Source organism: Hyphomicrobium sp. DY-1 (genome assembly GCF_047497105.1).
Lineage (GTDB): Bacteria > Pseudomonadota > Alphaproteobacteria > Rhizobiales > Hyphomicrobiaceae > Hyphomicrobium_B.
On the sequence record NZ_CP134870.1, the window covers coordinates 295,730 to 321,996 of the forward strand.

Here is a 26,267-nt window from a genome sequence, read left to right on the forward strand (position 1 = left end):
TTCCGAGGGAAAGTTGATGGGTCAGCCCTTCGACATCGCACAGAAAATCCACTCGCCCGCGCCGGCTGGTGGTTCGCGGACTCTCGCCTTGAAACCGATTTGTCTCTGCTTGGAGGGTGGCCTCGTTCGTGCGAACCTTACGCAAGAACGCTTGCTGGCGATGCTCTTTAAGCCGACCGGACTGCTGGCGCTCCTTGCAAACGCCGGCGGAGGGGCCACCAAACTCCGGGAGTGCGTCTCCCGCTTCGATACGCAGGATGCAGAAACACTTCCATACAACGAGAAGCTTCTTGAATTTCTGCGAGCAGAAAAATCGAAGGGGCATCCCATCGTGCTTCTGGCCACGGCCGAAGACCCGCTGGCGCGCGCGGTGGTGGAGCATTTATCAATCTTCGACGACGTCATCTTTCTTGAACACGGCCCATCAGATAAAAATCAGATTGTCGACAGTCTCAAAGAGCGGTTCGGTGAAAGCGGTTTCATTTATGTCGGAAATGACCAAGACGCCTTAGCCGTCTGGAAAATTGCGGATGCGGCAATTGTCGTCAATGCCTCTCCGGCGGTCGTTGCCCAAGCGCAGCAATCGGCGACCATTCAAACGATCATCGACGACCGCCCGAATATCCTGGTCTCCAGCCTGCGCCTTTTGCGTCCTCATCAGTGGTCGAAGAACCTACTGGTCTTCGTCCCGCTCATTGCGGCGCGACTTTGGACCGATCTGGGCGCATGGGGCGACGCCGTATATGCATTTCTGAGTTTTTGCGCGATCGCGTCTTCGATCTATGTCATCAACGATATCATCGACATTTCATCGGATCGCAGACATCCACGCAAACGCAAGCGGGCGGTTGCGAGCGGAGACGTATCGATCCCCATCGCGATCGCGATTTCACTGACTACACTTTCGATCGGCCTCGTCCTGTCCTATGTCGCCGGCGTGACAACGGTCGTCGTCATCTATGCGCTGACGTCTTTGTCCTATTCGCTCGGGCTTAAGAAGTTGCCGCTCGTCGACATCTTCATTTTGGCCGCGCTTTACACGCTTCGTGTTCTCGCAGGCGGCATCGCGGTTGCGCATCCAGTCAGCTTTTGGCTGCTCGGCTTTTCGGGCTTCACATTCCTGAGCCTCTCGTCGGTCAAGAGAACAGAAGAACTGATGGCCATACAGAGATCGCCCACCAGAAAAACGAACTCGGCGCGCGGTTATCTGCCCGAAGACCTCCCATTTCTTCAAATGCTCGGCTGCTCGTCGACGTTTGCTTCCAGCGTCGTTCTGGCCCTCTTCGTCGGCAGCTCCGCGGCATCTGAACAATATCGTTCGCCCGAGATTCTATGGCTGCTCGTTCCGCTCATGCTTTTCTGGCAGTGCCGGCTTTGGCTCGCAACGATGCGGGGTTGGATGCACGATGACCCGATCGTGTATGCGGCGCGCGACTGGGTTACATGGTGCGTGGTCGTTACTGCGGTTCTTATCATGTTCGCGTCAGCGACCGGAATTGTATCTTTCTACTGAGGATCTCCATGCCCATTTCTGCGCTGCTTCTGATCATCACGAGCGTGAGTTTATCGGCACTCGCCCAGATCTGTTTCAAGTTCGGGCTCAATTCGTTGAGTTGGATGGACCAGCGATCCGACATCGGTGCCATCAGCAAACTTGCGCATGCGCTGATCACACCCGGCGTGCTCGCGGGCCTCGGCTGCTATGGCATTGGCACCCTTCTCTGGCTCACGGCGCTTGGCAAGGTTCAGCTCTCGCAGGCCTATCCGTTTGTCGGCCTTGGCTTTGTTATGACCGCGCTTGCGGGACATCTGCTGTTTGGCGACACGCTGAGTTCGTCGCGCATTGGCGGTACGATCCTCGTGTTCATCGGCATCTTCCTCATCGCGCAGAGGTAACTTTGGTCGGGCTCGCCACGGTTCTCATTACAACGACGCACCTATGGAACCACGCCTCAGCAGCAATGGATCGGGCATGACAACGCAAATAGACGTAGGCGTCCCTGTGTTTCAGCGTATCCGCGCTTCTATCACTTCCCAAACGGTTGCGTTTAATTTTGTGCTGATCGTTCTCTATGCCGTAACGGCCGCCGCTACGTTCCAAGGCTATTATTCGAAGTGGACGATGAGCGACGAAACGCCTTCGCAGTCTTTGATCTCAATGCTCGATGGCATCGCGGATCGCCCATACGTCTACAGACAACTGCTACCGGCGACGGCAAACCTTATCGAGAAAGCGCTACCCGAGCGGGTACGCTCCGCAATCAGCACACGCCTGGAAAACGCTAATGGCGCGCTGAAAGCACCGACCGGTATCGGCGCAAACAAGACCGGCTATGTTTTGCGGTATCGCATCGTTTATTACTTGACCTTTCTGTCGCTTTTGGCTGCGTTGTTCGTGCTCAAGTCGATCGGCGAATGCATCGGTGCAGGAAGGCCAGCGGCAATCGTTGCGCCGATCGTGTTTGCCATCATGATCCCTGTAATCCAAACGCGGGGCGGTTACTTCTACGACTATCCGGAATTGCTGGCGTTCGCCCTGGCGGCACGCCTCGCTTTGGCGGGCCAGGTGGGCCTTCTTCTGCTCCTTGCCGTGCCTGCGACGCTGAATAAGGAATCGTACGCGTTCTTTACTTTGAGCCTATGGCCGCTTCTGCTTTATCGCGTCTCCGGCAGGAAAGCGCTCATTGGTACTGTCGGCAGCTTAGTTATCTCCTTGGCGGCCTATGCGGTAGTCCACCAAATCTATTCTGGAAATCCTGGATCAACAGCGATTTTTCAATTCTTCAGACACTTGTCGTTTTACGCCAATCCGCTCAATCTTTTCGGCTTCGACCAGACTTACGGCCTTCCATTATTCAAAGGCTATAGCCTGATCATGTTCGCATGGATCGCCGTCTTCGCTTACTATGGCTGGCCGAATACGCCACACTACATAAAGGCGCACATCGCCATCGCGGCGATAGTCAACATTCCACTCTTTTTCCTTTTTTGCGCCGAGGGCGAAATGAGGAACCTCAGCATGCTGTATGTTGGCTTTTTCGTCTTGATGGCGATGGCAATGCAGAAATGGCTTCAAGTAAATAACCAAATAAATAGCGAACTATAGAATATCGCCGCAAGCTGACCCTAATACCTGATACCCAATCAACGTCATCTAGCCCGTAGACACAGGTCTCCAGTCATGACCACGCTCAAAAAGGTTTTACGTCTCGGCCAGATGAAGGAGGCCGTGAAATCGGCGATCACCAAGAACAGATCGACCTACCCCATAAGGATGGCGCACAGCGTCGCTCGCTTCATCGAGCAGGCATATGAGAATGAAGGCTCTGACTTCACGAGAAATGGCGAGAAAGAGGTGCTCTCCAAGTTGAGCAAAGCGAATTTCGACATCATTTTCGATGTCGGCGCAAACGTTGGGAAATGGTCCCAAACCGCTCTCGAAAACTGGCCGAATGCTCACGTACACGCGTTCGAGGTTGCTCCCAACACGTTTCGAGATTTACAGAGTGCATTTCCGGCAAACAGCAAGCGGATCACTCTGAACAACGTCGGCGTTTCTGACACTGAAGAAACGCAAACTATGTACTACTTCGCCGACGCGCCAGAACTCACTTGTGATATGCCGCGGCACGACCTGACCTCAGTCCAGTTCGAGGCGAAGATGGTTCGGCTCGATACCTATTGCGCAAAGAACGGCATCGAAAAAATCGACTTCTTGAAGATCGACGTCGAAGGCGCTGAGTATCGCGTCTTGAAAGGTTTTTCGGACTTCCTCGACGCGGGTAAAGTCGATTGTCTGCAGTTCGAATACGGGCCGTTCGCGATCGACACGCGCCATCTGCTTGCGGACTATTTTGCGACGCTTTCCAAGTCGTTCTGGATTGGAAAGATCTTTCCAGGCGGCGTGCCGTTCCAGGATTATCACTGGACGATGGAGGACTTTAAGTTCTGCAACTACTTTTGCGTGTCGCGATCGCGCCCGGATCTGAAGGCGCTCGTCGAAAGGCCGCAATAGGCGAGCGATCGCCCTCCGCGCTTATTGACGAGATCTGCTTCAACCCCGCCAGAATTGGCCACTGCTGCGCCGAGGCCCCGAGACAAGCCTAAGCGTCTGGCTGATGCGGGCGGGGCTGGCGGCGGCGGGAATGAAGAGGGTTTGAGCGCGGCCGGTGCAGTCGTCGAACTGGATCCGGAACGCATCTTTCAGCAGATTTGAAAGCTCGATCTTGATCGCGTCAATGCCCAGCATGTTGGCGACGTCGCGGATCAAACCAGCACGCTCGGTCAGATTTCTGTTCGGGGCAATTGTCGGGCGGCGGGGTGAGTTGTAGTTGCTCAGTTTCATTGTCGAACACTCGCTGTCATTTCAACGGGTATCGAGCAAGCGCCGGGCCAAGGCCCGGTTCTGAAGCTAGAGCGACTTTAAAAAGAAAGAGGGGCATCTCTGCCCCCCTCTTGCGATCAGAAATCGATGCGGAGCATCGAGCCGCCATAGGCGCCCTCGCCGCCGGCTCGGGTTTCGCCACCATCGCTGCCGCCGGTCCACTGCTGCCCCACGTCGAAGGTCAGCTTGGCGGGCGTATTCAGCCACCACATCTGGAACGGGATCGTCGCGAAGGCACCGACGCGCGGGGCGTAATCGCCGCCGTCGCCGTAAACGGCGGCTTCAGGCCCGAACGTGATCGTGCGCGGTCCGAAGAACGACATTTCCCTGTTCCAGCCGACACGCGCCTGGCCGTAATAGGAGTCGAATGCCGTCGAGTAGCTGCCTTCGAGGCTGGCGTAATACGGCAGCGAGTCGTCCGTTTCCAACTCGCCGGCAACCTTGAAGCCGCTCTCACCACCGACGACGTTATTGTTCGGATCAAACGGCGACAGGTGCACGCTGCGCACCTCGTAGCCGACGTAGCCGATTGCGCTCCAAGTCGGGAACACCCACTGATAGCCCAGCATCACATCGAGCGAACGATCATCGGCGTCGATGTTGGTGTGGGGCGCAGCAGACTCATCATAATTGTAGTCGGCGATGACGCCCTCCGAACGGAGCAGCAGGCCGTTGTGGTAGAGGTCGTTGGTCAATCCGAAGACCGTACCGCCGTAATAATAGACCGAGTTCGATGCCGCATCGATCCCGTTATAGGTGATGACGCGCGGGCCGTGATTTTCGTCGATCGGCGTCGTGTCGCCGCCGAGGATGCGCGGCCGGTCGAGCTTATAGACGAGCGCCAGCTCACCCGTGACGATGGACGGAACTTCCTTGTCGACGTAGTGCGTGCCTTCGAAGTCGCCGGTGTTCGTGACTTCCGAGCCGAAATCCGAATAGCGGGCCTCGCCGCGAAGATAGAAATTGTCGTTCAGCTTGCGTTCGAAGCCGCCGCCGACGAAATAGCCACTGAACCAATTGCCGCCCTTACCGGGGAGCGTTGGACCGACGCCATTGGCGTCGATGTCCCACCAGCCATCATTGGAGAAATGCGCCTGGGTATAACCGGCGTTGGCGTAAATCATCGTGCGTTCGTTGATGAGGTAGCCGAGACGGCCGCCGATGGCCCAAGAGCGATCGACGACGAGACCGTCGTGAATGTCTTCATTGCCGCGCGTGAATTCCGACGTCGAAAGATCCGCGAAGGCGCCGACAACGAACCGATCGCTGATCTGGCGATCGTAGCCGAACATCGTCGAAATGAAACCGCCATCCGCGGACTCATTCTTCGATGAGGTTGTCGGCCCATCGCCGCCGCCGCCGTTATCGTGATAGTTGTTCTTCGAGTGGTTATGGCCGTATCCGGCGCCGACACCGAAATAGAATCCGGTCCAGCTGGGAACCTCAACCTGAACTGGCGTATCTTTGAGCGAAAATGGCCCGTCCGCAAAAGCAGGTACGCTCAATGCGGGCATTGCCGCTCCACACGCAACCAACACCAGATATTTCTTCATCACCATTCCTCGGCGCGTTTTTTTGCGTCGCGCTGTTTGTCGCCGCCAAACCCTTAACAACGCGTTTGGCAGAGTCCCGATTTGGGATGAGGGAACGTGATTCGCGACGGCCCGTCGAGGATGGTGTCAATAGTCAAGCGTCAATCTGTGGCTCGGATGACCGCCAAGCCACAGAGAGAGGCTGCCGCTATGCAGAGAGCGGCAGTAACTCGATGTGTTGCTTGGCCTGTCGCCGCGAACGAGACTCTTGTGCACGGAAACCTGCGGCTGTGGACAACTTAATGATGGCCGCATCGATGTCGGCGGGTTGCGAGACCAGCGGTTCACATGGGGTGCCATGCCAGCGAGTCGCTGCAGGCAGCACCTCGCCTTTCATCAGCACCGATAGAGCGCCGAGGCTGGAGCCATCGTGCATCTGGGTTCCGTAGAGAACGACGCCCATGTTGCCGACGCTGCAGCCGTTGCCGATCTTGATGCGCTCAGCCTTGAAAACGCGATCCTCGAACAGGTGGTTCTGGACGGTTGCGCCGAGGTTCAAGCAGGCCCGGTCGCCGATTTCGACGAGGTCGAACTCGGAGAAGAGCGTCGTTTCGAGATAGCACCACTTACCGACCTTGGCGCCCATGAGCCGCAGACAGGTGGCGACGAACGGCGTCCCGAGCAGCGGTGTCATGGCGGCTGCGGCGTTCATCTCGAACACGCCATTGACGAGTTCGTTGTTCCAGATGAACCGGGACCACAGCGGCTTGACGGTCGGGCGGATGCGACCGACGACCAGCCACTTGACCAGCGCCGTCATCAGCACCGAACCGGCCGCAAGCGCGGTCGCGACGAGCGGGATGCCGGCGATCACCATCCACAGCGGCAGGGAGCGGAACCCAGCGACGAGATAGGCCGCAAGTCCGACGCCCTCGGCCATCATGATGACGCCCGGCAGCAGGATACGCATTGCGTCGGTCAGCGCCCGCGCGACGATCATCTTTCGCGTCGGCGCAAAGATCTCGGCGTTGTTGAAGCAGACGTTGCGTTGCGTATGCGGCAGTTCGAAACCGGGCGAGCCCAGCCAACGCGTGTCGTCGGGGACAACGTTCGTATCCGACGGCGGCGTCGAAGCGACGCCGATCAGCGTGTTGTTGCCGATGGTGGTGCCGCCCGGCACGAGCGCGCTGTTGCCGATGAAGCTCTTGGCGCCAATGCGGACAGCGCCGATCTCGACCACGTCGCCAAAGACGCGCTGGCCGCCGACGAGGCAAGCATCGGCGAGGAAGCTGCCCTCGCCCACTTCGAGATGATGCGGCGTGATGTGCGCAACGGTCGAGACTTCCGATCCGGCGCCGATCTTAGCGCCGAGGGCGCGCAGGAACGACGGGCAGTAGATCGTCGCATAGAGCGGCGACAGGATCGTCTTGGTGTTTTCAAGCAGATAACCCTCGAACCAGTGGCGCAGATACTTGACGCTATAGAGCGACATGGTGCCGGCCGCGACGGGACGGATAATGCGAACCATGTCGATTGCGCCGAACGCGTAGCTCAGGATGCCGACCGGCACCGCAACGAATGCCGCGATAATGCCGCCGACGGGACCGGCAAACCAAAGACCGGCCGCGATCAGCACGATCGAGGGGACCATAGTCGCAAGAAGAAAATAGCCCATCGCATAGATCAGCGCGAGGTGCATCAGGCCGAAGGCAAAGCGCTTCAGCCGCGGAGCGCGCACGCGCTTCGCTTCCGGCACGACGACGGCCGATAGCTGCGCAGGCGAGCCGCGGCGGCATTCGTAGCTTGCCATCTCGGTGCCGTCTGGCAGCAACGACATGTCATCAAGACGAGCGCCGTCGCCCATTCTGGTGTTCAGCCCAAGCGCGCAGTGCATGCCGACGAAGCAATCATTGCCGATCGAAACGGGCGCGATGATGAGATAGCCGTCTTCGACGCGATAGCCGAGGATTTGGCTCTCGACGCCGACGCTCGTACCGCTGCCGATCGACACCATATCGAAGGCACCGCAGAGCGGTGTGCAGATCGTCACGTCGCGGCCGATCTTGGCGCCCATGGCGCGCCAGTAGAGGCTCATCAGTGGCGTGCCGGAGAACATCTCGGCCCAGCTCAGCGCCTGGAAGCGCGTGACGAGCCACCAGCGGAAATAATAGAAACTCCACAGCGGATAGCGGCCCGGCTTGTAGCGGCCGATGACGATCCATTTCAGCGCGATGCTGCCCAGCAGCATGCACGGCCAGATCGCGAAGCCGACAATGGTCGAAATCTGCGCGGCATCGACCCAGTTGACCTTGCCGTCGATCACGGCGGTCACCATCAGAATGGCATAGGCGACGGGCGCGACGAGGATGGCGTAATAGATCGAGATACTGACAGCCTGAAGCGCAACCGTCGTCCAGCACATCAGCGGGTGGACGCTCTTGAAGGCATCCGCACCGGCGTTGTCGTTGGCGGCGGCGTTCTGGCCTCTGGCGTCAATGCGATCCTTGAGGACGGCCGCCAAGCGACGCACCGTGCGATGCTCGTAGAAATCGCGGACCGAAAGCTGCACGCCATCGATCTTATCGCGCAGGAAGCTGGCGCAGCGCGACGCCATCAGCGAATGGCCACCGAGATCGAGGAAGAAGTCATCGGTTACGGAGACGTTGCTCAAGCGGAACGCTTCGCCCCATGCGGCTTCGACCTGACGTTCGAGATCGTTCGCGGGCGCGACGATGTCCTTATGGCCTTTCAGCAACGATTTCGGCGCGGGTAGGCTTTTGCGATCCGCCTTGCCGCTCGGCATCATCGGCATCTCGTCGATGACATCGAGATACTGCGGCACCATGTACGCGGGCATGCGGCGGCGAAGCAGCTGATCGACCTCGGCGCGATCGAGTTCGTCGGCGGCGCAATTCGCGACGACGTAAGCGGCGAGGTCCTTCGTTTCGCCGCGATCGATGACGGCGACGGTCGCCGCCTTGATCTGCGGATGCTCCATCAGCACCGCTTCGATCTCGGACAACTCGATGCGGAAGCCCCGGATCTTCACTTGATCGTCGAGGCGTCCGAGAAAGAACAATTCTCCGTCCATCCCCAACCGAACGTGGTCGTAGGTGCGATAGAGGCGGTCGTTGCATTCCGGCTCGATGGTGTTGGCGATGAAGCGCTGCGCGGTCAGGGCTTCGAGGTTCATATAGCCGCGGCCGACGCCGGCGCCGCCGATGAACAGTTCGCCGCTCTCGCCCGGATGCACCGGCTTGAGGTTTTCATCGAGAACATATGTCGAATACTGAGGGATGGCCTTACCGATGGCGACGGGCTCACCGCTGACGCACTCGTGCCACGTCGCGACGACGGTCGCTTCCGTCGGGCCGTAGGTGTTGAGCATACGGCGGCCGGGCTTCGCCCAGCGCGCGACGAGCTCGTTCGAGCAGGCTTCGCCGCCGAGGATCAGCGTCGTGACGGTGGGAAGATCGTGGTCGATCATCGCCAGCATCGTCGGCACCGTGGAATAATAGGTGATGCCCATGTCATCGATGAACTGGGCAACATCCACAGGCGAGCGCTCGACGTCTTCGGTCGGAACGATCAGCGTGCCCCCGCGCGAGAACGCAGCCCAGATTTCTTCGACGGACGCATCGAACGCCGTCGAGAAGCCCTGATAGACGCGATCATCCGCCGTGACGCGATAAACGGTCTGCAGCGATTTGACGAAAGCGACGACGTTGCGGTGCTCGATCATGACGCCCTTGGGGCGCCCAGTCGAACCCGACGTGAAGATGACGTAGCTCAGCGCCTTGTTGCTGATCTCGGCGTCGACGCGCAGCACCTGTGCGGACGGCTGCGCTGCGAGTGCGCGCTGCTCGCTGTCAAGACGGAACAACGGCGTTTCAAGCTTGCCTTCGATCTGATCGGCAAGCGCGTCTTCCGTGACGATGGAATGCAGGTTGCCGTCTTCGGCGATGGCCTGGATGCGCTCCTGCGGCGCGCGCGGGTCAATCGGCACGTAGCCGCCGCCCGCCTTCAGGATGCCGAGGATGGTCGCGTAAAGGCGCGGCGACTTCTTCAGGTAGATGCCGACGAGAACGTCAGGCCCGACGCCTTTTTCAATGAGATAGTTGGCGATGCGATTGGCCGACTGGTCGAGTTCTTCATAAGTCAGCATCTCACCCGCGAATTCAACCGCCGGATGGTCAGGTCGCCGCCGAACCTGCGCCTCGAAATAGTGATGCAGCAGCCGCGGCTCCCGAGGGCGCGCGGTTGTCATCGGATACAAATTTGGCTCGTGAACGGCCACGGCATTCCCCAATCAACTGACGCCAAAAGGCGCCTTTCTTCTTGGGGTCGCGGATGGCGACGGCCACGGAGAGAAGCTGCCCTTGGCAGTTAACGATCCACGTTTGAAACGATGCCGCCGCCTGGCGGGACATATGTCCCGGCAAGAGGCAATCGTTGCGGGGATCGAACGCAACTTCCAACAGGTCAGCAATTCCGGTGCCAAGCATCTTCAAATACGACTCTTTCAGCGTCCAAAGCCGGGCGACGGTCCGTTCGCGCTCGTGAGCCGGTAAAGCATTAATGGCGGCGCGTTCCGTCTTGGTGAAGACATCGGCCAGCCAATGCTCAGTCGTGGGAATAGCGGCCGCTTCGATATCGATGCCGACCTCTTTGCTCGCGGAAACCACGATTATTGACGCTATCTCGGTGTGCGAGCAGCTGAAGTTCAGCGTATCGGGGCCATTCGTCAGGACGGGCTTGCCGTTCTCCGTCCGACCGAAGCGCCAGGCGTGCGGAGCGACCGTGCCGCCAACCATTTCGCTCAGCGCGGAGCGCAGCACGGCCCGCGTCGTGAGCGAGCGGCGGCGCATGGCGGCGTCACGAATAACGGCAAACTCGGCGGCATCGTCAGCGGTCGTCGTCGCACAATGACCCGCGCCCGTCTCAGAGCGGTGCGGCACGTACCAGATCCGGACACCGGGCGAAATTTCCTGACCCGAGACAGGGTTGGCGCATTCCGAAACGCGGCGTGCCGAAACGCTCCGGCCGCCCTCACCGCGGTAAGCTAAAATTGGAGCAACACTTGCAAGGAATTCGAAACCAAACACTGGGCCGGCCTTTCTGGCGCAAACACAGTGCGGTGTTCTGCAAAGACCAGCCCATTAAGGGACCGATAACGAATGACCGATCAAATTGCTCATATTAACGTAAATGCGGCAGCCCGCCCTGACGCCATCGCGATGCCGCTCGTTGCGGCCGATACCGAAAAGACTTGCGGGGCCTTGCGCGTCGGCCATCGGATCGCGATGTAGCTCATGCTTTCACTGACACGACGATTTGTGCCGTTCGCGCTCGGGTGCCTGGCGCTCGCCGTCATCGCGAGGGCAAACGCTCCGCAGGACGATCCGCAAATGGCGATGAAAAAAGGCTACGGCGTCAAGCCGACCGGGTTGAAGCCGGTCTATCCGGACGACTTCAAATGCTCGCCGATCACGTCACCCTATGCGACGTGGATCGACGTCGACGGTACGCGGCGCGACGAAGTCCACACCGGCATCGATGCCGGGCGGCTCGGTGACTGGATCGTGGCGCCTGCGTCCGGCACGGTGCGCGCCGTCTGGAAGGCCGACTGGAAATGGGGCCGCGAGGGCGCGCTGCTCATCCGGCACGACCGGCGCGACGTCAACCTGTCCGACGGCCCGAAATATTACTATTCCGAGTTTGATCATCTCGATTTCGACGAGATCAAGCATCTCAAAGAGGGACAGCGCGTCGAACGCGGCGAGCGGCTGGCGCGCGTGACACGGCCCGGCGGCAACCCGAATTATCTGCCGGAAGTGCACTGGGAAGTCTGGGAAGTCGATGACGATCAAATCAGCTGGCGTCCCAACCGTTACGGCGCCGAAGACTGGTGGAACGGGACCGCTGCGCTGATCGATCCGCTTTACATGTTGGGTCTCAACGACCCGCCGAAAGACGGCAACGTGAAGATCGTTCCGTTCGTCCAAGGCAGAGATTACGCAAGCTTTCGCGGCTTCACCTATATTCTTCAGTGCGTCCCGAAATAGCACGGTTACGCGACTTGGCACTTCACTTGCTTCTGGCCTGATAGATTTTATCCGATCCAGGAGTGAAGCAATGTCCCGTACTCTTTCGCGTTCCCGGCACGGCGTCGCCGCGGTCTTCTCTGTGGCGCTCGCCGCGTGCGTTGCGATGCCGGCTTTTGCCGAGAGCCCGGCGGCACCGGCATCGAGCAGCGACAACGGGAGTGTGTGGTGGAGCGAGCTCGTCAGCGCGCATCCCGAAAAGGCCCGCGATTTCTATGCGAGCGTCATCGGCTGGACGCCGAAGATCGTTTCGGCGGACGACAACTCGCGGCCTCCGGCTCCGGGCGAGTCCGAGTACACGCTTTTCAATGCCAACGGCTCAGAACAGGCCGGGCTTACGAAATATGAAGGCAAGCCAAACGATCCGCGTCCGGGCTGGGTGACGTACATTCAGGTCGGCAATGTCGATGCCGCCGTTTCCGAAGCGATCAAGAAAGGCGGACGCGTATTGAAAGCACCTTCCGACGTCGACGATGTCGGCCGCCTCGCCATCATCGAAGATCCCGACGGCAATCCGGTCGGGCTTTACGCTCCGGAGCCGAAGCAGGCAGCGGACGCGGACAACGCGAACCACTAAGTCGCGTGCGGCGCGAGGCTTGCAGCAGGGTGTGCGGGCCTCGCGTTTTTCGTCACGCGTCGAGCAATTGCGCGACGTGCGTCGCGATCGCGAGCGCGGATGTGAGGCCGGGGCTTTCAATACCGTAAAGCGCGACGAAGCCCGGAACACCGTGCCGCTCGACGCCATGAAACTCGAAATCCGCCGGGTTCGAACCTTCGGCGTAAATCTTCGGGCGGATGCCGGTATATGCGGGCATCAACGCACCGTCAGGTAGCGACGGCCAATAGCGCTTGATCTCTTTTGCGAACGTTTCGCGGCGCGCATCGGCTGAGACGAACGCATAGTCGAGATCGTTCTGCCAATAAACGTCCGGGCCGAAGCGCGCTGCGCCTGACATATCGAGCGTAACGTGCACGCCCAGCGCGTCGGGCGACGGCATCGGATAGATCAGATGCTTGAACGGCGCTTTTGCAGCTAGCGAGAAGTAATGGCCCTTGGCGGGAAAAAGGCCGGGCACGGCGTAACCGGCGTTGCGATATTCGATCATGCGGCCGATGCGCGAGGCGCCAAGACCTGCGGCGTTGACGAGGCGCATGCATGAAAGCTCAGAGACATCGCCTGCGGAGGATATCGAGAGGCGAAAGCCATCGCCCGATCCGGCGGATGTGCCGACGACTTCGGAATGATACGCGATCTCGCCTCCGGCGTTGAGCAATCGCGCTTCGAGCGCAGCCATGAAGGCGTGACCGTCGATGATGCCGGTGGACGGCGACAGAGTTGCAGCGACGCAGCGCACGTCGGGTTCGAGGCGGCGGACTTCGTCCGGCGTCAAGCGTTTTAGATCAGGCACGCCATTCGCCGCCGCTTTCGCTTCGATGGTTTCGAGCTGCGCGATTTCGCTTTCGGCTGTGGCGACCAGAAGTTTCCCGCAGCGATGGACCGGCACGTTGTATCTCACAGCAAACGCGTAGAGGCGTTCGCGGCCCTCGACGCACAGCTTGGCGCGCAACGAGCCCGGCGGATAATAAATTCCGGCGTGAATGACTTCGGAATTGCGCGACGACGTTTCGGTGCCGAACGTGCCGTGACGCTCGACGACGAGCACATTCTGCCCTGCTTCGGCAAGCTCGGCTGCGACGGCCAATCCGACGACACCGGCGCCGATGACAACCGTCTCGAAATCGCTTGCCGCCTCTGATGCCGCCATGTCCGAAACGTCTCTCGCTGCCCCGCGAATGCCGGATGCGTGGTATGGGATCGCGGCTTTACGCGCAACTGTGATGGATGCACCCTTCACTCAAGGGTTGATTGGCAACATCAATCGGGGCATCTCCATCCGGCGTCTCCTGAGACTCAAACGAGCTAGTGGCCTGCCATGCCAGTCATACACATCCGACGGTCTGTGCTCCTGTTCTGGGCTGGTGCCGCGGCGGTTCTCCTGGCTGGTATTGCCATCGCGCGCTTCGCCCACCAGGGTGCCGCACCGCAGCAAACAACGGCGCCGGAAAGTCCGGCCCCGACGCTCAATTGCGTGTTCTACGATTTGACGCACGCGAACATCGTCGTCAGCTTCGATTTTGCCATCGCCTTCCCGGATGGTGCGCCGCCCCGTTTCGATCAGCGCAGCCAAGCGACGCGCGACGGCAATCAAATCTTCGATGCCGGTGAGCGCCCTGTCTGGACCTATGCGTTCGACGACGACGGAGCGCCAACGGTCACGTCGCCAGACGGCGCCATCCGCATCGTGCTTTTTGCTTTAGAGCCTTCCGCGCGCGGGGTTGCGTTTGTCGATGCGGGTCTGCGGAGCACCGAATTTCGCAATCTGGACGGCAAATGCCGGCAAAGCGATTTCGGCGACAGCGGCCATGCCGCCGCGTTCCGCATGCCGACCGGCGATGCCGCGCAAAAATAGCAGTTATCGCCACTTCTAACAGTTGGCTGGGATGGGAGGGTTCGAACCTCCGAATGGCGGAATCAAAATCCGCTGCCTTACCACTTGGCTACATCCCACCAGCGCGTCAGGAAAACCGACGTCCGAAGCGTCGGCGGAGCGCACCATAGTCAGTCGTTTGCGACTGGGCAATGGCGCGCGGCAAAGCGCACCACCGGATTCACAGACTCGATGCGATGGCGCGCCGCAGCGGGCAAGCTCCGGCGGGGCTTTCATCAGGAAGTTGCATGAGGCACCTCAAAAAATCGGTATTTTGAGACGCTTGCGGTACGGGATCGAGGCCGCTATAAGCGCGTCTCCTAGGCGCTCGACACGGCGCCCAGGAAAGCCTAAATGCAGGCATAGACGGTCGGGCGGAGCGTAGCGCAGCCTGGTAGCGCACTTGCTTCGGGAGCAAGGGGTCGGAGGTTCGAATCCTCTCGCTCCGACCAGTCTTTTCAATGGGTTAGCGAGTTAATCCGCTAGCCGTGCCTCGGAAATTGTCCCAAGAAATCCTTTTCTGGCGACGCTGCGTGAGACGTTCGCGCCGGCGATACGCTGCGTCCCGCAATGCGGGGCGGCGCGAACAATCGCATGGTGAAGCCAACAGGGCGCGCACGGCTCACTGACTTATTCGCTCGGCGCGGATAGTCCGAGCTGCGCCAAGGCCGCCTGCAAGTCTTCGAGCGAGGGCACCATCGTAATCCGGCCCTCTTGCGCCTCGGCGACATACGTGCCCGCCGCGCTCGACCAGTAGCGGCTCTCATCCGCGCCGATCTGCCAGAACCAATCCCGGATCAAGAAGACGGGCATATCGAAATCAATCATCATATCTGCTGGCCTCCTGTTGCCGTCACGCCGTTGACGTTGCCGGGGAAGTAGGTCGAGGCCGAACCGGCGCCGAATGTGTTGATCACGCCGTTGGCAGACACGTCATAGCGGCGGCCCGTGGACGATCCACTGAAGGTCACGCCGTACAACGACACCTGCCCACCTTGGTTGCTGACAAACGAGGTGCCCCAAGCGGGCGTGCCCGCGATGGTGATTGCACTCGTCGGGATCGAGATCAAACCGTAGGACAGTGTGAGGAGATGGCCCTGCGCAGAGCCCGAGAGCGTGAACGCTTCTCCTGACGGGCAGCTGATTGCGCCCGCATTGTCGGCACGCAAGTGGAAGGCGCTGGCCGCGCTGAACTCGATCTTTCCATAGCTGATGCGGCCGCCTTGCGTCGCCTGAAGGCAGTTGTTGCCTGATGACGTCAGCTTGAATCCGCGCACGGTGAGAGAGGTGCCCGAGCCTGCCACGGTGATGCATGCGCTCGTGGTCGATATGACGACATTGGACGGCGTTGTTGCGTCACCGAGAAGCGTAACGGCGCCTGCGCCAACTTGCGGCGACGGCACGCTTAGGCTCTGTGTCCACGTTCCGGCTTGCACCTGAATGGTGACGTTGAAACCGAAGAGATCGAGCGTGCCGTAGACGACGTCGAGTGCCTTCTGAATCGTCAGAAATGCACCGCCCGATGTGTTCGCAAGACCGTTGTTGCTGTCGGAACCGTCCGAGCGGACGTAGTAGGTGCGATGGGCGGTCAAGACTTCGCGCGGACCGCCAGTCACCGGGAAAGTGAGCTTGCCGGTGTTGCGGTCGATCTTGAGCGCTTCGTACCAACTTGCGCCGTCAGGACTCACCTTGAAATGAAAATCATCATCGCCAGCGAGCCCCATTTCGGCGCGGCCGGAATAGTTCGTCTGGTAAAGCACGGATGCAGTGTCGCCCGCTGCGTGCTTGTTGATCTTCTGCTGGTGGCCGTTGCCCGCATTATCAAAGAGGCTGGCCGGGCTTTTCAGCGTGAGACGGTTGGTCGTGTCCGCTGCCGCGTTAATGCCGACGTGGGCGAGATCATCGAGTTCCGTGATGTCGCCCGGATCGCTACCGCCGTCTCCGCCGGACGTGAACGCCGTCCATGCTCCGGCCGAATAGATCGCGAGTTCATGGTCGTCAGCAACCCATGCGAGCCACCCTTCCCGCGGCTCGTAAAACATCCAGGCGCCATCTTGGAAGGCTGCGATCTTCTCGCTGTGGCCGCTCCAGTCGTCCGTCGCCGCTGCGGCGACGAGATAGCGGCTACCTTCTCCGGGACTTGCGGGCGGCGCGGTCAGCGAACGGCTTTCGACCGCGAGTTGCACAAGACAATCGAGAGCGCGGATCGCTTCGTTGTGCGTGACGTGCTTCTGCGCTTGGGACGGCAAAATGTAAGGCAATGCGAGGTTCGGCGTATCGGTCATCGTCGCGCGTTCGTCCGTTGTCATGCTCCCGGAATGAAGATACGGGCGGGCGAAAGGGCGGGGATAAGTTTTTTGTTTTTTATTTTGTGCTGGCGGCCGGCTCCCGGGACGGGAGTCGCCAGCACCGATAAAAAGCTAGCCGGCCGCTGGCGCGGCCTTGGTGAGATGCCAGAGGATGACATCTGATTGCTTTCATTTACTGCTTGCCGCCAGTGCGATTGACAGCGACACCGGACTCTCTAAACCGGGCGTCGTTTCAGGCTTGGCGAGAAATTCGCAACGAGGGCTGCCGCAATGAAATTTCTGGTGACCGGCGCCGCTGGCTTCATCGGCTTTTACACGTGTCTGCGCCTGCTCGAACGCGGCGACGAAGTGGTCGGCATCGATAACCTCAACGGCTACTACGATCCGGCGCTGAAGAAAGCGCGCCTCGTCAATCTCGGCGGCAGGCCGGGTTTTTCATTCCTGCATCTCGACATCGCGGAGCGGAGCGCTATGGCGGAGGTTTTTCGCGTGCAGCGCTTCGACAAGGTCATTCACCTCGCGGCGCAAGCGGGCGTGCGTTACGCCATGCACAATCCGCACGCGTATATCGACTCCAACATCGTCGGGACGCAGAACGTTCTCGAAGGCTGCCGCCACAATGACGTCCAGCATCTCGTGATGGCGTCGTCGAGTTCGGTCTACGGCGCCAATACGAAGATGCCGTTCAGCGAGCACGACAACGTCGATCATCCCGTCAGCCTCTACGCCGCGACGAAGAAGGCCAACGAGCTTGCGGCGCATTCCTACGCGCATCTGTATCGGCTTCCGATCACGGCGCTGCGCTTCTTCACCGTTTACGGTCCATGGGGACGGCCGGACATGGCCTACTTCAGCTTTACGAAAAAGATCCTGGCAGGTGAGCCGATCGAGATTTTCAACGGCGGCGATCATGCGCGCGACTTCACCTATATCGACGATATCGTCGAGGGCGTCTTGCGAACGGCTGATAAGATCGCCGCGCCCGATCCTAACTGGGACAGCAATGCGCCCGATCCCGCGACATCCGATGCGCCCTACCGCGTTTACAACATCGGCAACAACAAACCCGTGGCGCTGATGGATTTCGTGGCAGCGATAGAAAAGGCGACAGGGCGCGAGGCGAAGAAGACATTTCTTCCAATGCAGCCCGGCGACGTTGCGAAGACATTTGCAGATATCGATGATCTGGTGCGCGACGTCGGCTTCCGGCCTTCGACATCGCTCGATGACGGCATCGCACGGTTCGTTGCGTGGTACCGGTCGTATTACGGCGTTTGATTTTTAGACGCGAAGGCGGCCATTAGACAACAAGCAGCAAGCTCGATGGTGCGGTTTGACTGGATCTCGGACTGCGCCGGGACGTGAGGAAAAAATCACGGCCACCTGAGAACAAGCGAATCCCTTCGAAAATATACAAATTTGGCTACCTGCTTCCGAGCGCCTATCTATATTGCGAACAACGGCAGCTTTCGGGATGAGACCCATGGCCCAAGACGTCGGCTACGACATGACTGAGGGTACAAAATCCGCCGGACTTGCGAATGCGGAATCTCGTTCTGCGGCAGATCAAAACATCACCACCGCCTGCGCCATCGTCGGCGGCGGACCGGCGGGGATGATGCTCGGCCTGATGCTGGCGCGTGCGGGCGTCGATGTGACGGTGATCGAAAAGCACGGCGATTTTCTGCGCGATTTTCGCGGCGACACCATTCACCCTTCGACGCTGCAAGTCATGCACGAACTCGGCCTCGCCGACGAGCTTTTGAAATTGCAGCACACGGAAGCACGCTCGCTGCATGCCGAGATCGGCGGCAAGGACATCACTATCGCCGACTTTTCATGGCTGCCGACGAAGAACCGTTTCATCGCCTTCATGCCGCAATGGGACTTTCTCGATTTTCTCGCGCGCGAGGCGAACCGGCATCCGAACTTCCGGCTGCTGATGCAAACGGAAGTGACAGATCTCATCATCGCGAACAGCAATGTTGCGGGCGTTCGCGCGACGTCTCCGGATGGCGCACTGACGATCCGCTCGTCTCTCGTCGTCGGCGCGGACGGGCGCAACTCGATCGCGCGGTCGCTTGCTGGACTCGAAATCGAAAGCTTCGGCATCCCGAGCGAAGTGCTGTGGATGAAGTTCTCGCGTCTGGCGACCGATCCGCCTTACACGATGGGCCACGCCGGGCCGCGCCAGGGCTTCGTGATGATCGACCGCGGCGCCTACTGGCAATGCGGGTACATCGTGCGGCGCGGCACGTATGCCGATATTAAGGCGGGCGGTATCGAGGCTTTCCGCGCCATGGTCGCAGCGGTGTCGCCGCTGCCGGAGGATCGCGTGCAAGAGCTTGCCTCCTTCGATGACGTGCACCTCTTGAGCATCCGCATCGACCGGCTGAAGCAGTGGTGGCGACCGGGGCTTCTGTGCATCGGCGATGCGGCGCACGCGATGTCACCGATCGGCGGTGTCGGCGTGAACCTTGCGATTCAGGATGCGGTCGCTGCGGCGAACATCCTTGCAGGTCCGTTGAAAGACGGACGCTTGTCGGACCGGCATCTGGCAGCAGTGGAGAAGCGGCGCACGTTTCCGACGAAGGCGACGCAGAAAATTCAGCTCATGATGCGTAGCGACAAGTGCAAGCGCGAAGCCGATGCGGCGACGCGCTCGGGTCCGCCCGGTTTCATCAGGGGCATCGCGCGCTGGCCGATCCTCGCGCACCTTTCGGGACGGTTGATCGGGCTCGGTTTTCGGCCCGAGCATGTGCGGCTGAAAGCGCAGCGTTAACCTGCGGCGAATTTCGGGGTATTCGTCGTTCGCCCGACTTTTCTATAACCGGGCGCAATACTGAGGGCTTACGCGAGAGGTTTTGGGGGCTTGGACTCTCTCAAATTCAAAACGGAAATGGTATTCACCTATGGCGAACCGTCGCCGATGGGGCCGGGGATCGTTCGCCTCGTCGCGCCCAACCCGAGCCCGCTGACGCACAAGGGCACGAATACCTATCTCATCGGTTCGACGTCGCTTGCGGTGATCGACGCGGGTCCCGATAGCGATGAGCATCGCGCGGCCATTCTGAAAGCCGCGGCCGGGCGACCGATCACGCATATCCTGTCGACGCACGCACATCGCGATCACGTCGACGGCGTTGCGAAGCTCAAGGCCGAAACTGGCGCCCTAGTCGCTGCCTATGCGCGCGATCCGGAAGCGGGGCGCGTTGCGCTCGAAAATTCACCCTCGGGGCGCTACTTCGTCGATTACGATTTCGAACCTGACATTACGCTCGCGGGTGGCGACAGGATCGAAGGTGCCGACTGGGGTCTCACGGCGATCCATACGCCGGGACACGCGCCGGATCATCTTTGCTTTGCCGTCGATGGCCGCCGGGTCGTCTTCTCGGGCGATCACGTTATGGCGTGGAACACGACCGTCATCGCACCGCCCGAGGGGCGTATGGCCGACTACGAAGCGTCGCTCGAAATTCTGCTCGATCGCAACGACGACGTTTTCCTACCGGGTCACGGCGATCGCCTGAGCGAGCCGCAGCGAACGGTCAGAGCGTATCTTCTGCACCGGAACTGGCGCGAGAAATCTGTTCTCGATGCATTGACGGGCGGTGCTACGACTATTCGTCGAATTGTGCCCCAGGTCTATCGCGACCTCGCGCCCCAGCTGATCCCGGCCGCGACGCTTTCCGTTCAGGCGCACGTCGAATATTTGATCGAGAAAGGTTTGGTCGCTTCCGATCTGCCTTTGACGCCCGACCGCGACCTTTCTCGGCTTTAAGCTTGGCCTTTCGCGCCGCCATAGCTTCCTTGTCAGGATCGGGGACGGAGGCTTCGAAGCGCGCCGCGACTTCCTTCAAAATCGTGCGGACATGGTCGGCGTTGCGGCCGAAGTCGGTCGGGCCGTAGCGCGACGCGGACCTGACGTCGACGCGCGCGCTTCTGTCGTCGTCGCTGCCGAGCACGCGAATAACGATATCATCGATCAGGCCCAGGACTTGCGTGTGCTCGGAGAGCTCGATGAAGCCGGGAGAGTCGTCCTCATCGTCGGGCGGGACTTCAAGCGTCGGCTTAAATTTCAATTTATGAAGCGCCTGCAGAACGAGTTCGTAAGTCTCATCCGTGGCGCGCGGAATGGTCAGGCTTTTGAGATCGGGATAGTCCTGGCGCTGGAGCGCGGCGAACCGCTCACCGTCATAGCTGATCGGATTGGTCTCGGCTCCCCGTTCCTCTTTCGCCATCGTGAACTCGGGCGGCTCGGCGAGGTCGGTCGTCACGTCGTAGAGTGCGGGATAATGCAGGCTCATGGCCCAGACCGCGACCGGCACCGCAAGAATGCCTAGGCCCACGATGGCGCCCACGAAGACACGCGCGGACCCAGGCCTGCCTGTCACCCAGATATCGAGCCCGGCGACGAGGGCCATCAGCAGCGCCAGCGCCGCGCCCGCGACCAGCAGATATGCAATCGTCAGCGCGACAGGCGTCTGCAACAGCGACACCCGATGTAGCGCCGCCGTCACGACCGCTGCCGCAGCGCAAAAAATCGCGATGCGGCTCGTCCACATCGCCAGAAACGAGGGAGGCTCGCCGACAGCATAATAAATGCGCGACGAACGATAACGATCGCGCGGCCGCCTTTGCGTGCGGCGTTCGTCGATACGATCCGTCACCATTCGCGACCCAAACGCTCCCGTCCCCGAACTCTGATACATCCCGCCTTCTCTACCCTAACTCGTTCGTTTTTGTGATTCGTTAAGGATAGAGGCGGGTTTTGTGCCAGGAGTCGCGCGGCGCGTCGCGGCGGAAAACGATGCGGTCGTGCAGGCGGTACGGGCGGCTCATCCAGAATTCGATTTCGACCGGGAGCACTCGGAAACCGGACCAATACGCCGGGCGCGGGATGCCCTCATCGGGGAATTTCGCCTCGAAATGCTGGACCTTGGCTTCGAGCACGTCACGCGCGGAAAGCGGCCGTGACTGATGCGAGGCCCAGGCGCCGATGCGGCTGAGGCGCGGACGCGACGCGAAATAGGCATCCGCCTCACCGTGCGAGGCCAGCGAGACGGGGCCGCGAATGCGCACCTGCCGTTCCAGCGTTTTCCAGTGAAAGAGCAATGCTGCCTTGGGGTTGGCAAGCAGCTCGCGGCCCTTCGCACTTTCGAAGTTCGTATAGAAAACGAAACCGCGGTCGGCATTGCCCGGCGCATCGACGCCCTTCAGCAGCACGATGCGCACGTTCGGCATGCCGCCGGCATCGACGGTCGCGAGCGACATGGCGTTGGGATCGTTCGGCTCAGTGCGGCCGGCTTCCGCCATCCACGCGTCGAAGAGCTGAAACGGATCGGTTGCGCCTGAGAAGTCCAGCGCCGTTTCCGGCATCGCGGCCGGGGTATCGTCAGTGTTGCTCATGTTGCGTGCTCAACGCTCGATTTCACTTATCTGCCCTGCGCCGTTTGAGGACGTTCAAGGCTCGCTCTTTAGTCCGTATTAACCATACCGGCGCAGACTATATCCCAGTAGCCGCCTTGTTGGGCGGAGTTCGAGTTTTTCAGTCGCGTTAGGGTCAGTCGCGTTATGTCGTCAAATCCGTGTTTTTTTCCCTTAGCCGCGGCCGGCGCAACAGCATTCGCGCTGGTTGCGGCCATTTTCGTACCCTACAGCTACACGCTCGCCGCCGATCAGAGCTTCGGCCAGCCGACGCAGGCGTACCCTAACGCCGTCGATATCAAACCGAAATTGCCCGATATCAAGAGCGCGAAAGCCGTTCTCGATCAGAGCGACGAATATGCGGCGCTCGAAAGCGTGCAATTCGCACTGACCGAAGTCGCCGACGGCGCCAACTATGTCTGGCATCGCGGCCACGGTCAGCTCTCCGGGCTCGTGGCGCCCCTCGCCTCATTCAAAGACACGCACGGCAGCGTCTGCCGCTATGCCGTCGTCATGCTGACCGCTGTGCATGCCACGAAGCGCACCGAAATCGTCGCCTGCCGTTTGCCGACCGGCATCTGGCAGATCGAGTCATAAGTTTCCCCAAACCTCTCCCCCAGACCAATGAAAAAGGCGGCCCTCCGGTCGCCTTTTTTATTTGCGCGTGCGACTGCGCTGCGCGCAGCCGGCCGCACGCGCGGGCTTGGGTCTTCGTTCATCGCGACGCGCCGGGCGGCCGGCGCGCCGTAGGCGTGTCGTCCCGGCGCAATTTAAAAAGTAGCCGCTGCCGGTTGCGCTTCTCTCACGGGACGAGCGACGTCCGGCCGACGAAGCATCAGAAAATGACGAGGTTCGCAGCAAAGGCCACGACTGCCGCGAGCGACAGGCCCAGCGCCAATCCCGGTTTCGTGTCGCGAACGACGAGCACGATTGCGGGCAGCACGAACACGACCCAAATCGCGACGACAATCGTCGTCACGCTATCGACGGCGATGTTGGCGATGGCATTGCTCCGCCCCGCCTGATGAAAGACCGCGATGTAGAAGATCGCGACCAGCGTCTCGATCGCGACGAGGATGATGGTGGGGATACGGAGGGGTGAAGCCTCCGATGATGCTGCGTTCAATTGTGTGCTCCGAATTGCCGGACCTGAAACTCTCTGATCGCCGTTTGCGTTGCGTGGTTATCAACGGCTTATGTCGGAACCCTCCTTCTGTGGTTGTGGCGCTACTGAACGCCTCGGCTGGCGCGCCAGAAAGCCTCGTCTCAAGTTCGCGTTCTCGGCTGAGGAGCACCGTCATCCCTCCACTAATGGTTTAGTTTGCTGGTTGCTGTTGCCGAGGCCGGGGATTTGCAGGGATAAATTTCTAACCGCATGTCGGCCGTGCGGTTAGTCGGTCGTCCTTAAAGCAAACAAGACGGCGAGTTTCACAATCGGAAGGGAAATTCATGGGCAGGGTTCGAGTGGCCGGCTTTGCGGTATCGATCGACGGCTTCGGTGCAGGCCCAGAACAAAGCCTGGAACACCCGATGGGAAAGGGTGGCAAGGACTTGCACCAGTGGTTCTATCCGACGCGGGCTTTTCGGTCGATGATAGGGAAGGATGGCGGTACCGAAGACCGGTTCGCCAGCGCCGCAATGGCAGGCTTTGGCGCCTTCATCCTCGGAAGAAATATGTTCGGCCCGGCCGGAGACGATTGGGGAGGACCCGACTGGAAAGGATGGTGGGGCGACAATCCCCCGTATCATGCTCCGACGTTCATCCTCAGCCACCATGCGCGCGCCCCAATCGTGATGGACGGCGGGACGACGTTCCATTTTGTTACCGATGGGATCGAGGCGGCTCTCGCTCAAGCCAAAGCCGCCGCAGGCGACCTTGATGTAAAGATCGGCGGCGGAGTTTCGACGGTCCAGCAGTATCTGAAGGCAAGAGCGATAGACGAGTTACACCTAGTGCAGTCGCCCATCGTCCTGGGCCGCGGTGAAAACTTGTTTGTAGGCATCGACCTGCCAAGCCTTGGGTATCGCGTAACGGAGGTGGTCCCGACGGGTTTGGCAACCCATCTGGTGTTGTCCCGCTGAACGCCGAGGGCTCCGCCGTCTAAGCCTCAAGGAAGAGGTTACACGCGGCGCGCTAGCCGAGGCCGTAGGTCGAGACGATCCCGAAGACCAGCAGAAACATGAAGACTGATACGGCAAGCGCATCGTAAATCGCGCCGGTCCGATTGGGCCGTGGAGAATAGAAGCGACCAGAATCCGAATAATAGTTCATGGCTTTTTTCCTTGGCTGGCTGTTGATTAAACGCGCTCGGAATGCCGCTATGGCGAGTTCCATAAACCGATTACTTCGGCTTCATTCAAAAAATGTAAGGCGGACCCTGCCCCACCGCAACCTGTCGCCTAAAAATGCTCCCGTTATATTCCCAGCCATCGAAAAGCGGGTATCGGGTCAGCTTCGGGCGTGGGTCAGTCAGCTCGTGCGGGGCGCTGCGCCTCCCACAAAAAAACTTATCCCCGCGCTCCGAGCCGCCCGCATACTTCCCTCGCCCGTCCGGTGAAGGGTTCGCGCGCAAGGCGTTGCGTCGGGCTCGGACGGGGCAGCCTGACCCGGCGCGTCACGCGCGCTTCCGGACAAGGCGAACGGCCGGTCCGCACGGGGTGAGAAACCCGTGTGCGGAGCATCCCGCTTCATTAAGTGGCCGTGCTCGCGACCCTGTTCTCAGGCTGTCACGGAGCGGATCGGTTCCGAGACTTCAAATGCCACGACCCAGCCGCGGAACCCGTCCGCTTCGTGCTTTATATACTTGGTGCAACCGACTCTGCTCCGCAGAGCCGGCCGGTTGCACACGCCCGGAGCTTCTTCCTTCGCGACGCGCCGGGCGGCCAGCGCGCCGAAAAAATCCGCGCATGGCGGCCGGCTACCCCGCAGGGGAGTCGCCATGCGCAAATCAAAAGCGTGTCGTCCCGGCGCAATCAAAAAGGGGAGCCGGCCACGATGCGCACATCGGGAGCGTCGTGCATTAAAGCGTCAGAGGAGTCGCGCAGATCTGGACATCAATGCCCGCGCCAGGAGCCGTGCACGCCGGGGACAAAATGACGGCTCATGTTGCCGCCGGTGATGGCGTCGGTCACAAGCGTCCCGATTACGGTGACAATGACCCCAATGATGATTTGAGAAAACAAACCTCGCATTGTTCGCACGATGCTCCACCCCAACGGCAAAAGTATGAAACGCCCGGGTCGATAAACAGACATGCGACGTCTTTCCGTCGTTTTTTGCTGGCGCATCCGACTCGCCTCTAGCGAGCCGGCCGCCACGCCCACGGGACTCACAGATCATCTGTGGACGATGGAAGAGATTATTGGACTGACGGGCGAAGCGGCGCCTAAGCCCGGAAGACGGACGACCCTATAAGAAGCGGGATTGCCGCTAATGTAGGAGGACGCATGGACAGCAGTTGGCTTATAGTCGTTAGCTTGTTCGGGACGGCAATGGCCCCTCTTTGGGCAAAATGGTGGAATTTCGCTTTCCGCAAGCTGGGGATGTCTCCCTATCTCCGTTTGTTCGGAGTTCTGTTTTTTTGCCTACTAACGATGTTGGTAGTCGGAGTGGCTCCTTGGATTTTGTTGTCTGTTTTAAGTGGGACGCTGGATACGAATTTGGCCGATCCTATGGTCCGGCGTGTGGGAATTGTCGTTTTCGGGGTGATGCTATTCTATCAAGCCGCTTATGCTTTGGGTGTCGCATGGCCGCGTGATTCTGTCCGCGCATAGCCGAGGTGATTATAACTGTAATCTGCAAATTGTGCGTCTTACGTGCAGATAAGATCGTCAGGCTTCAGTCCCGAAAGCTCGTTTCTATTCCCGCCTTGGGTGACATCACGCTATCAGCTGGAGAGGTTCGGGCACAATGAGGTTTTGGCCTATGTCCTGAGGGAAGAAATGCGCAACGGCGAGCCCGGTCATCGCCTTTGTGCATCCTGCTACCAAGAAGGCATAAAATCTTTTCTCCAGCCGGACTT

At 60.0% G+C, this 26,267-nt stretch carries 24 protein-coding genes, 2 tRNA genes and 1 pseudogene; 14 read left to right on the forward strand and 13 right to left on the reverse strand.

Annotation, left to right across the window (positions count from 1 at the left end):
- Positions 1–16: 16 nt before the first annotated feature.
- The 4 genes from RLW41_RS01370 to RLW41_RS01385 all read left to right on the forward strand — a co-directional run bounded on the left by RLW41_RS01370 (position 17) and on the right by RLW41_RS01385 (position 4,015).
- Entirely contained in the window at positions 17–1,513 is a 1,497-nt protein-coding gene (locus RLW41_RS01370) for a UbiA family prenyltransferase (RefSeq protein ID WP_414463184.1), read from the forward strand.
- Between the two features lie 8 nt (positions 1,514–1,521).
- Positions 1,522–1,896 carry an EamA family transporter gene (locus tag RLW41_RS01375; RefSeq protein ID WP_409560548.1) on the forward strand — a complete coding sequence of 125 codons (375 nt, stop codon included), beginning with the start codon at positions 1,522–1,524 and terminating at the stop codon, positions 1,894–1,896.
- Positions 1,897–1,939: 43 nt separating this feature from the next.
- Positions 1,940–3,106: a hypothetical protein gene (locus RLW41_RS01380; RefSeq protein ID WP_414463185.1), complete on the forward strand. Its 1,167-nt coding sequence runs from the start codon at positions 1,940–1,942 to the stop codon at positions 3,104–3,106.
- Between the two features lie 75 nt (positions 3,107–3,181).
- Complete coding sequence (locus RLW41_RS01385) at positions 3,182–4,015, forward strand: FkbM family methyltransferase (RefSeq protein ID WP_414463186.1); 834 nt, start codon at positions 3,182–3,184, stop codon at positions 4,013–4,015.
- A 39-nt stretch (positions 4,016–4,054) separates the two neighbouring features.
- Here RLW41_RS01385 and RLW41_RS01390 read toward each other — a convergent pair whose 3' ends face one another.
- The 4 genes from RLW41_RS01390 to RLW41_RS01405 all read right to left on the reverse strand — a co-directional run bounded on the left by RLW41_RS01390 (position 4,055) and on the right by RLW41_RS01405 (position 11,021).
- Complete coding sequence (locus RLW41_RS01390) at positions 4,055–4,345, reverse strand: hypothetical protein (protein WP_409560551.1); 291 nt, start codon at positions 4,343–4,345, stop codon at positions 4,055–4,057.
- A gap of 116 nt (positions 4,346–4,461) precedes the next feature.
- The gene (bcsS, locus tag RLW41_RS01395) at positions 4,462–5,937 is read right to left on the reverse strand and encodes a cellulose biosynthesis protein BcsS (RefSeq protein ID WP_414463187.1); all 1,476 of its coding nucleotides are present in this window, start codon (positions 5,935–5,937) and stop codon (positions 4,462–4,464) included.
- Positions 5,938–6,124: 187 nt separating this feature from the next.
- On the reverse strand, positions 6,125–10,183 hold the full coding sequence (locus RLW41_RS01400; protein ID WP_414463188.1) for a Pls/PosA family non-ribosomal peptide synthetase: 4,059 nt from the start codon (positions 10,181–10,183) through the stop codon (positions 6,125–6,127).
- Positions 10,110–11,021, reverse strand: coding sequence for a 4'-phosphopantetheinyl transferase family protein (locus RLW41_RS01405; RefSeq protein ID WP_414463189.1), 912 nt, complete (start codon positions 11,019–11,021; stop codon positions 10,110–10,112). Before RLW41_RS01405 ends, RLW41_RS01400 begins: the two co-directional genes overlap by 74 nt.
- 72 nt (positions 11,022–11,093) lie before the next feature.
- Between RLW41_RS01405 and RLW41_RS01410 the strand changes: the two genes are divergently transcribed.
- The 3 genes from RLW41_RS01410 (at position 11,094) to RLW41_RS01420 (ending at position 12,597) form a co-directional block, all read left to right on the forward strand.
- Positions 11,094–11,225 carry a hypothetical protein gene (locus tag RLW41_RS01410; protein WP_414463190.1) on the forward strand — a complete coding sequence of 44 codons (132 nt, stop codon included), beginning with the start codon at positions 11,094–11,096 and terminating at the stop codon, positions 11,223–11,225.
- Positions 11,226–11,228: 3 nt separating this feature from the next.
- Positions 11,229–11,981, forward strand: a complete 753-nt coding sequence (locus RLW41_RS01415) for a M23 family metallopeptidase (RefSeq protein ID WP_414463191.1) — start codon at positions 11,229–11,231, stop codon at positions 11,979–11,981.
- Between the two features lie 70 nt (positions 11,982–12,051).
- Positions 12,052–12,597 (forward strand): VOC family protein, encoded by a 546-nt coding sequence (locus RLW41_RS01420; protein WP_414463192.1) that lies wholly within the window; start codon positions 12,052–12,054, stop codon positions 12,595–12,597.
- 52 nt (positions 12,598–12,649) lie between these two features.
- Here RLW41_RS01420 and RLW41_RS01425 read toward each other — a convergent pair whose 3' ends face one another.
- Positions 12,650–13,786, reverse strand: coding sequence for an NAD(P)/FAD-dependent oxidoreductase (locus RLW41_RS01425; RefSeq protein ID WP_414463193.1), 1,137 nt, complete (start codon positions 13,784–13,786; stop codon positions 12,650–12,652).
- Positions 13,787–13,954: 168 nt separating this feature from the next.
- Here RLW41_RS01425 and RLW41_RS01430 point away from each other — a divergent pair, with 168 nt between their 5' ends.
- Positions 13,955–14,491 (forward strand): hypothetical protein, encoded by a 537-nt coding sequence (locus RLW41_RS01430; protein ID WP_414463194.1) that lies wholly within the window; start codon positions 13,955–13,957, stop codon positions 14,489–14,491.
- Between the two features lie 23 nt (positions 14,492–14,514).
- On the opposite strand, the gene RLW41_RS01435 is transcribed toward RLW41_RS01430, so the two are convergent.
- Positions 14,515–14,589: transfer RNA gene (locus tag RLW41_RS01435), tRNA-Gln, on the reverse strand.
- 295 nt (positions 14,590–14,884) lie between these two features.
- On the opposite strand from RLW41_RS01435, the gene RLW41_RS01440 reads away from it, so the two are divergent.
- Positions 14,885–14,961: transfer RNA gene (locus RLW41_RS01440), tRNA-Pro, on the forward strand.
- A 178-nt stretch (positions 14,962–15,139) separates the two neighbouring features.
- On the opposite strand, the gene RLW41_RS01445 is transcribed toward RLW41_RS01440, so the two are convergent.
- Both RLW41_RS01445 and RLW41_RS01450 read right to left on the reverse strand, forming a co-directional pair.
- Positions 15,140–15,340 carry a hypothetical protein gene (locus RLW41_RS01445; RefSeq protein WP_414463195.1) on the reverse strand — a complete coding sequence of 67 codons (201 nt, stop codon included), beginning with the start codon at positions 15,338–15,340 and terminating at the stop codon, positions 15,140–15,142.
- The gene (locus RLW41_RS01450; protein WP_414463196.1) at positions 15,337–16,818 is read right to left on the reverse strand and encodes a DUF2793 domain-containing protein; all 1,482 of its coding nucleotides are present in this window, start codon (positions 16,816–16,818) and stop codon (positions 15,337–15,339) included. Before RLW41_RS01450 ends, RLW41_RS01445 begins: the two co-directional genes overlap by 4 nt.
- Before the next feature lie 270 nt (positions 16,819–17,088).
- On the opposite strand from RLW41_RS01450, the gene RLW41_RS01455 reads away from it, so the two are divergent.
- From RLW41_RS01455 to RLW41_RS01465, 3 genes are all read left to right on the forward strand, one after another.
- Positions 17,089–18,096, forward strand: coding sequence for an NAD-dependent epimerase (locus tag RLW41_RS01455; protein WP_414463197.1), 1,008 nt, complete (start codon positions 17,089–17,091; stop codon positions 18,094–18,096).
- A gap of 229 nt (positions 18,097–18,325) precedes the next feature.
- Complete coding sequence (locus RLW41_RS01460; protein WP_414464637.1) at positions 18,326–19,600, forward strand: FAD-dependent oxidoreductase; 1,275 nt, start codon at positions 18,326–18,328, stop codon at positions 19,598–19,600.
- A 90-nt stretch (positions 19,601–19,690) separates the two neighbouring features.
- Positions 19,691–20,599 carry an MBL fold metallo-hydrolase gene (locus RLW41_RS01465; protein ID WP_414463198.1) on the forward strand — a complete coding sequence of 303 codons (909 nt, stop codon included), beginning with the start codon at positions 19,691–19,693 and terminating at the stop codon, positions 20,597–20,599.
- A gap of 82 nt (positions 20,600–20,681) precedes the next feature.
- Here the strand turns inward: RLW41_RS01465 and RLW41_RS01470 are convergent.
- A pseudogene (locus RLW41_RS01470) lies at positions 20,682–21,530 on the reverse strand (DUF1499 domain-containing protein); the annotation flags it as partial.
- Between the two features lie 40 nt (positions 21,531–21,570).
- The gene (gene pdxH, locus RLW41_RS01475; protein WP_414463199.1) at positions 21,571–22,227 is read right to left on the reverse strand and encodes a pyridoxamine 5'-phosphate oxidase; all 657 of its coding nucleotides are present in this window, start codon (positions 22,225–22,227) and stop codon (positions 21,571–21,573) included.
- 165 nt (positions 22,228–22,392) lie between these two features.
- Here pdxH and RLW41_RS01480 point away from each other — a divergent pair, with 165 nt between their 5' ends.
- Positions 22,393–22,842: a hypothetical protein gene (locus RLW41_RS01480; protein WP_414463200.1), complete on the forward strand. Its 450-nt coding sequence runs from the start codon at positions 22,393–22,395 to the stop codon at positions 22,840–22,842.
- 238 nt (positions 22,843–23,080) lie between these two features.
- Here the strand turns inward: RLW41_RS01480 and RLW41_RS01485 are convergent, their stop codons facing one another.
- Entirely contained in the window at positions 23,081–23,371 is a 291-nt protein-coding gene (locus RLW41_RS01485; protein ID WP_414463201.1) for a hypothetical protein, read from the reverse strand.
- Positions 23,372–23,694: 323 nt separating this feature from the next.
- On the opposite strand from RLW41_RS01485, the gene RLW41_RS01490 reads away from it, so the two are divergent.
- Positions 23,695–24,327 carry a dihydrofolate reductase family protein gene (locus tag RLW41_RS01490; RefSeq protein WP_414463202.1) on the forward strand — a complete coding sequence of 211 codons (633 nt, stop codon included), beginning with the start codon at positions 23,695–23,697 and terminating at the stop codon, positions 24,325–24,327.
- Positions 24,328–24,379: 52 nt separating this feature from the next.
- Here RLW41_RS01490 and RLW41_RS01495 read toward each other — a convergent pair whose 3' ends face one another.
- Both RLW41_RS01495 and RLW41_RS01500 read right to left on the reverse strand, forming a co-directional pair.
- Complete coding sequence (locus tag RLW41_RS01495; RefSeq protein WP_409560568.1) at positions 24,380–24,517, reverse strand: hypothetical protein; 138 nt, start codon at positions 24,515–24,517, stop codon at positions 24,380–24,382.
- A gap of 782 nt (positions 24,518–25,299) precedes the next feature.
- Positions 25,300–25,533, reverse strand: a complete 234-nt coding sequence (locus RLW41_RS01500; protein ID WP_414463203.1) for a hypothetical protein — start codon at positions 25,531–25,533, stop codon at positions 25,300–25,302.
- Positions 25,534–26,267 lie beyond the last annotated feature (734 nt).

Bases quoted from the DNA above. Each gene is read 5' to 3' on its own strand.
- RLW41_RS01370 (WP_414463184.1), top strand. From the start codon at position 17: ATGGGTCAGCCCTTCGACATCGCACAGAAAATCCACTCGCCCGCGCCG.
- RLW41_RS01375 (WP_409560548.1), top strand. From the start codon at position 1,522: ATGCCCATTTCTGCGCTGCTTCTGATCATCACGAGCGTGAGTTTATCG.
- RLW41_RS01380 (WP_414463185.1), top strand. From the start codon at position 1,940: ATGGAACCACGCCTCAGCAGCAATGGATCGGGCATGACAACGCAAATA.
- RLW41_RS01385 (WP_414463186.1), top strand. From the start codon at position 3,182: ATGACCACGCTCAAAAAGGTTTTACGTCTCGGCCAGATGAAGGAGGCC.
- RLW41_RS01390 (WP_409560551.1), bottom strand. From the start codon at position 4,345: ATGAAACTGAGCAACTACAACTCACCCCGCCGCCCGACAATTGCCCCG.
- bcsS (WP_414463187.1), bottom strand. From the start codon at position 5,937: ATGAAGAAATATCTGGTGTTGGTTGCGTGTGGAGCGGCAATGCCCGCA.
- RLW41_RS01400 (WP_414463188.1), bottom strand. From the start codon at position 10,183: ATGACAACCGCGCGCCCTCGGGAGCCGCGGCTGCTGCATCACTATTTC.
- RLW41_RS01410 (WP_414463190.1), top strand. From the start codon at position 11,094: ATGACCGATCAAATTGCTCATATTAACGTAAATGCGGCAGCCCGCCCT.
- RLW41_RS01415 (WP_414463191.1), top strand. From the start codon at position 11,229: ATGCTTTCACTGACACGACGATTTGTGCCGTTCGCGCTCGGGTGCCTG.
- RLW41_RS01420 (WP_414463192.1), top strand. From the start codon at position 12,052: ATGTCCCGTACTCTTTCGCGTTCCCGGCACGGCGTCGCCGCGGTCTTC.
- RLW41_RS01425 (WP_414463193.1), bottom strand. From the start codon at position 13,786: ATGGCGGCATCAGAGGCGGCAAGCGATTTCGAGACGGTTGTCATCGGC.
- RLW41_RS01430 (WP_414463194.1), top strand. From the start codon at position 13,955: ATGCCAGTCATACACATCCGACGGTCTGTGCTCCTGTTCTGGGCTGGT.
- RLW41_RS01445 (WP_414463195.1), bottom strand. From the start codon at position 15,340: ATGATGATTGATTTCGATATGCCCGTCTTCTTGATCCGGGATTGGTTC.
- RLW41_RS01450 (WP_414463196.1), bottom strand. From the start codon at position 16,818: ATGACAACGGACGAACGCGCGACGATGACCGATACGCCGAACCTCGCA.
- RLW41_RS01455 (WP_414463197.1), top strand. From the start codon at position 17,089: ATGAAATTTCTGGTGACCGGCGCCGCTGGCTTCATCGGCTTTTACACG.
- RLW41_RS01460 (WP_414464637.1), top strand. From the start codon at position 18,326: ATGACTGAGGGTACAAAATCCGCCGGACTTGCGAATGCGGAATCTCGT.
- pdxH (WP_414463199.1), bottom strand. From the start codon at position 22,227: ATGAGCAACACTGACGATACCCCGGCCGCGATGCCGGAAACGGCGCTG.
- RLW41_RS01480 (WP_414463200.1), top strand. From the start codon at position 22,393: ATGTCGTCAAATCCGTGTTTTTTTCCCTTAGCCGCGGCCGGCGCAACA.
- RLW41_RS01490 (WP_414463202.1), top strand. From the start codon at position 23,695: ATGGGCAGGGTTCGAGTGGCCGGCTTTGCGGTATCGATCGACGGCTTC.
- RLW41_RS01495 (WP_409560568.1), bottom strand. From the start codon at position 24,517: ATGAACTATTATTCGGATTCTGGTCGCTTCTATTCTCCACGGCCCAAT.
- RLW41_RS01500 (WP_414463203.1), bottom strand. From the start codon at position 25,533: ATGCGCCAGCAAAAAACGACGGAAAGACGTCGCATGTCTGTTTATCGA.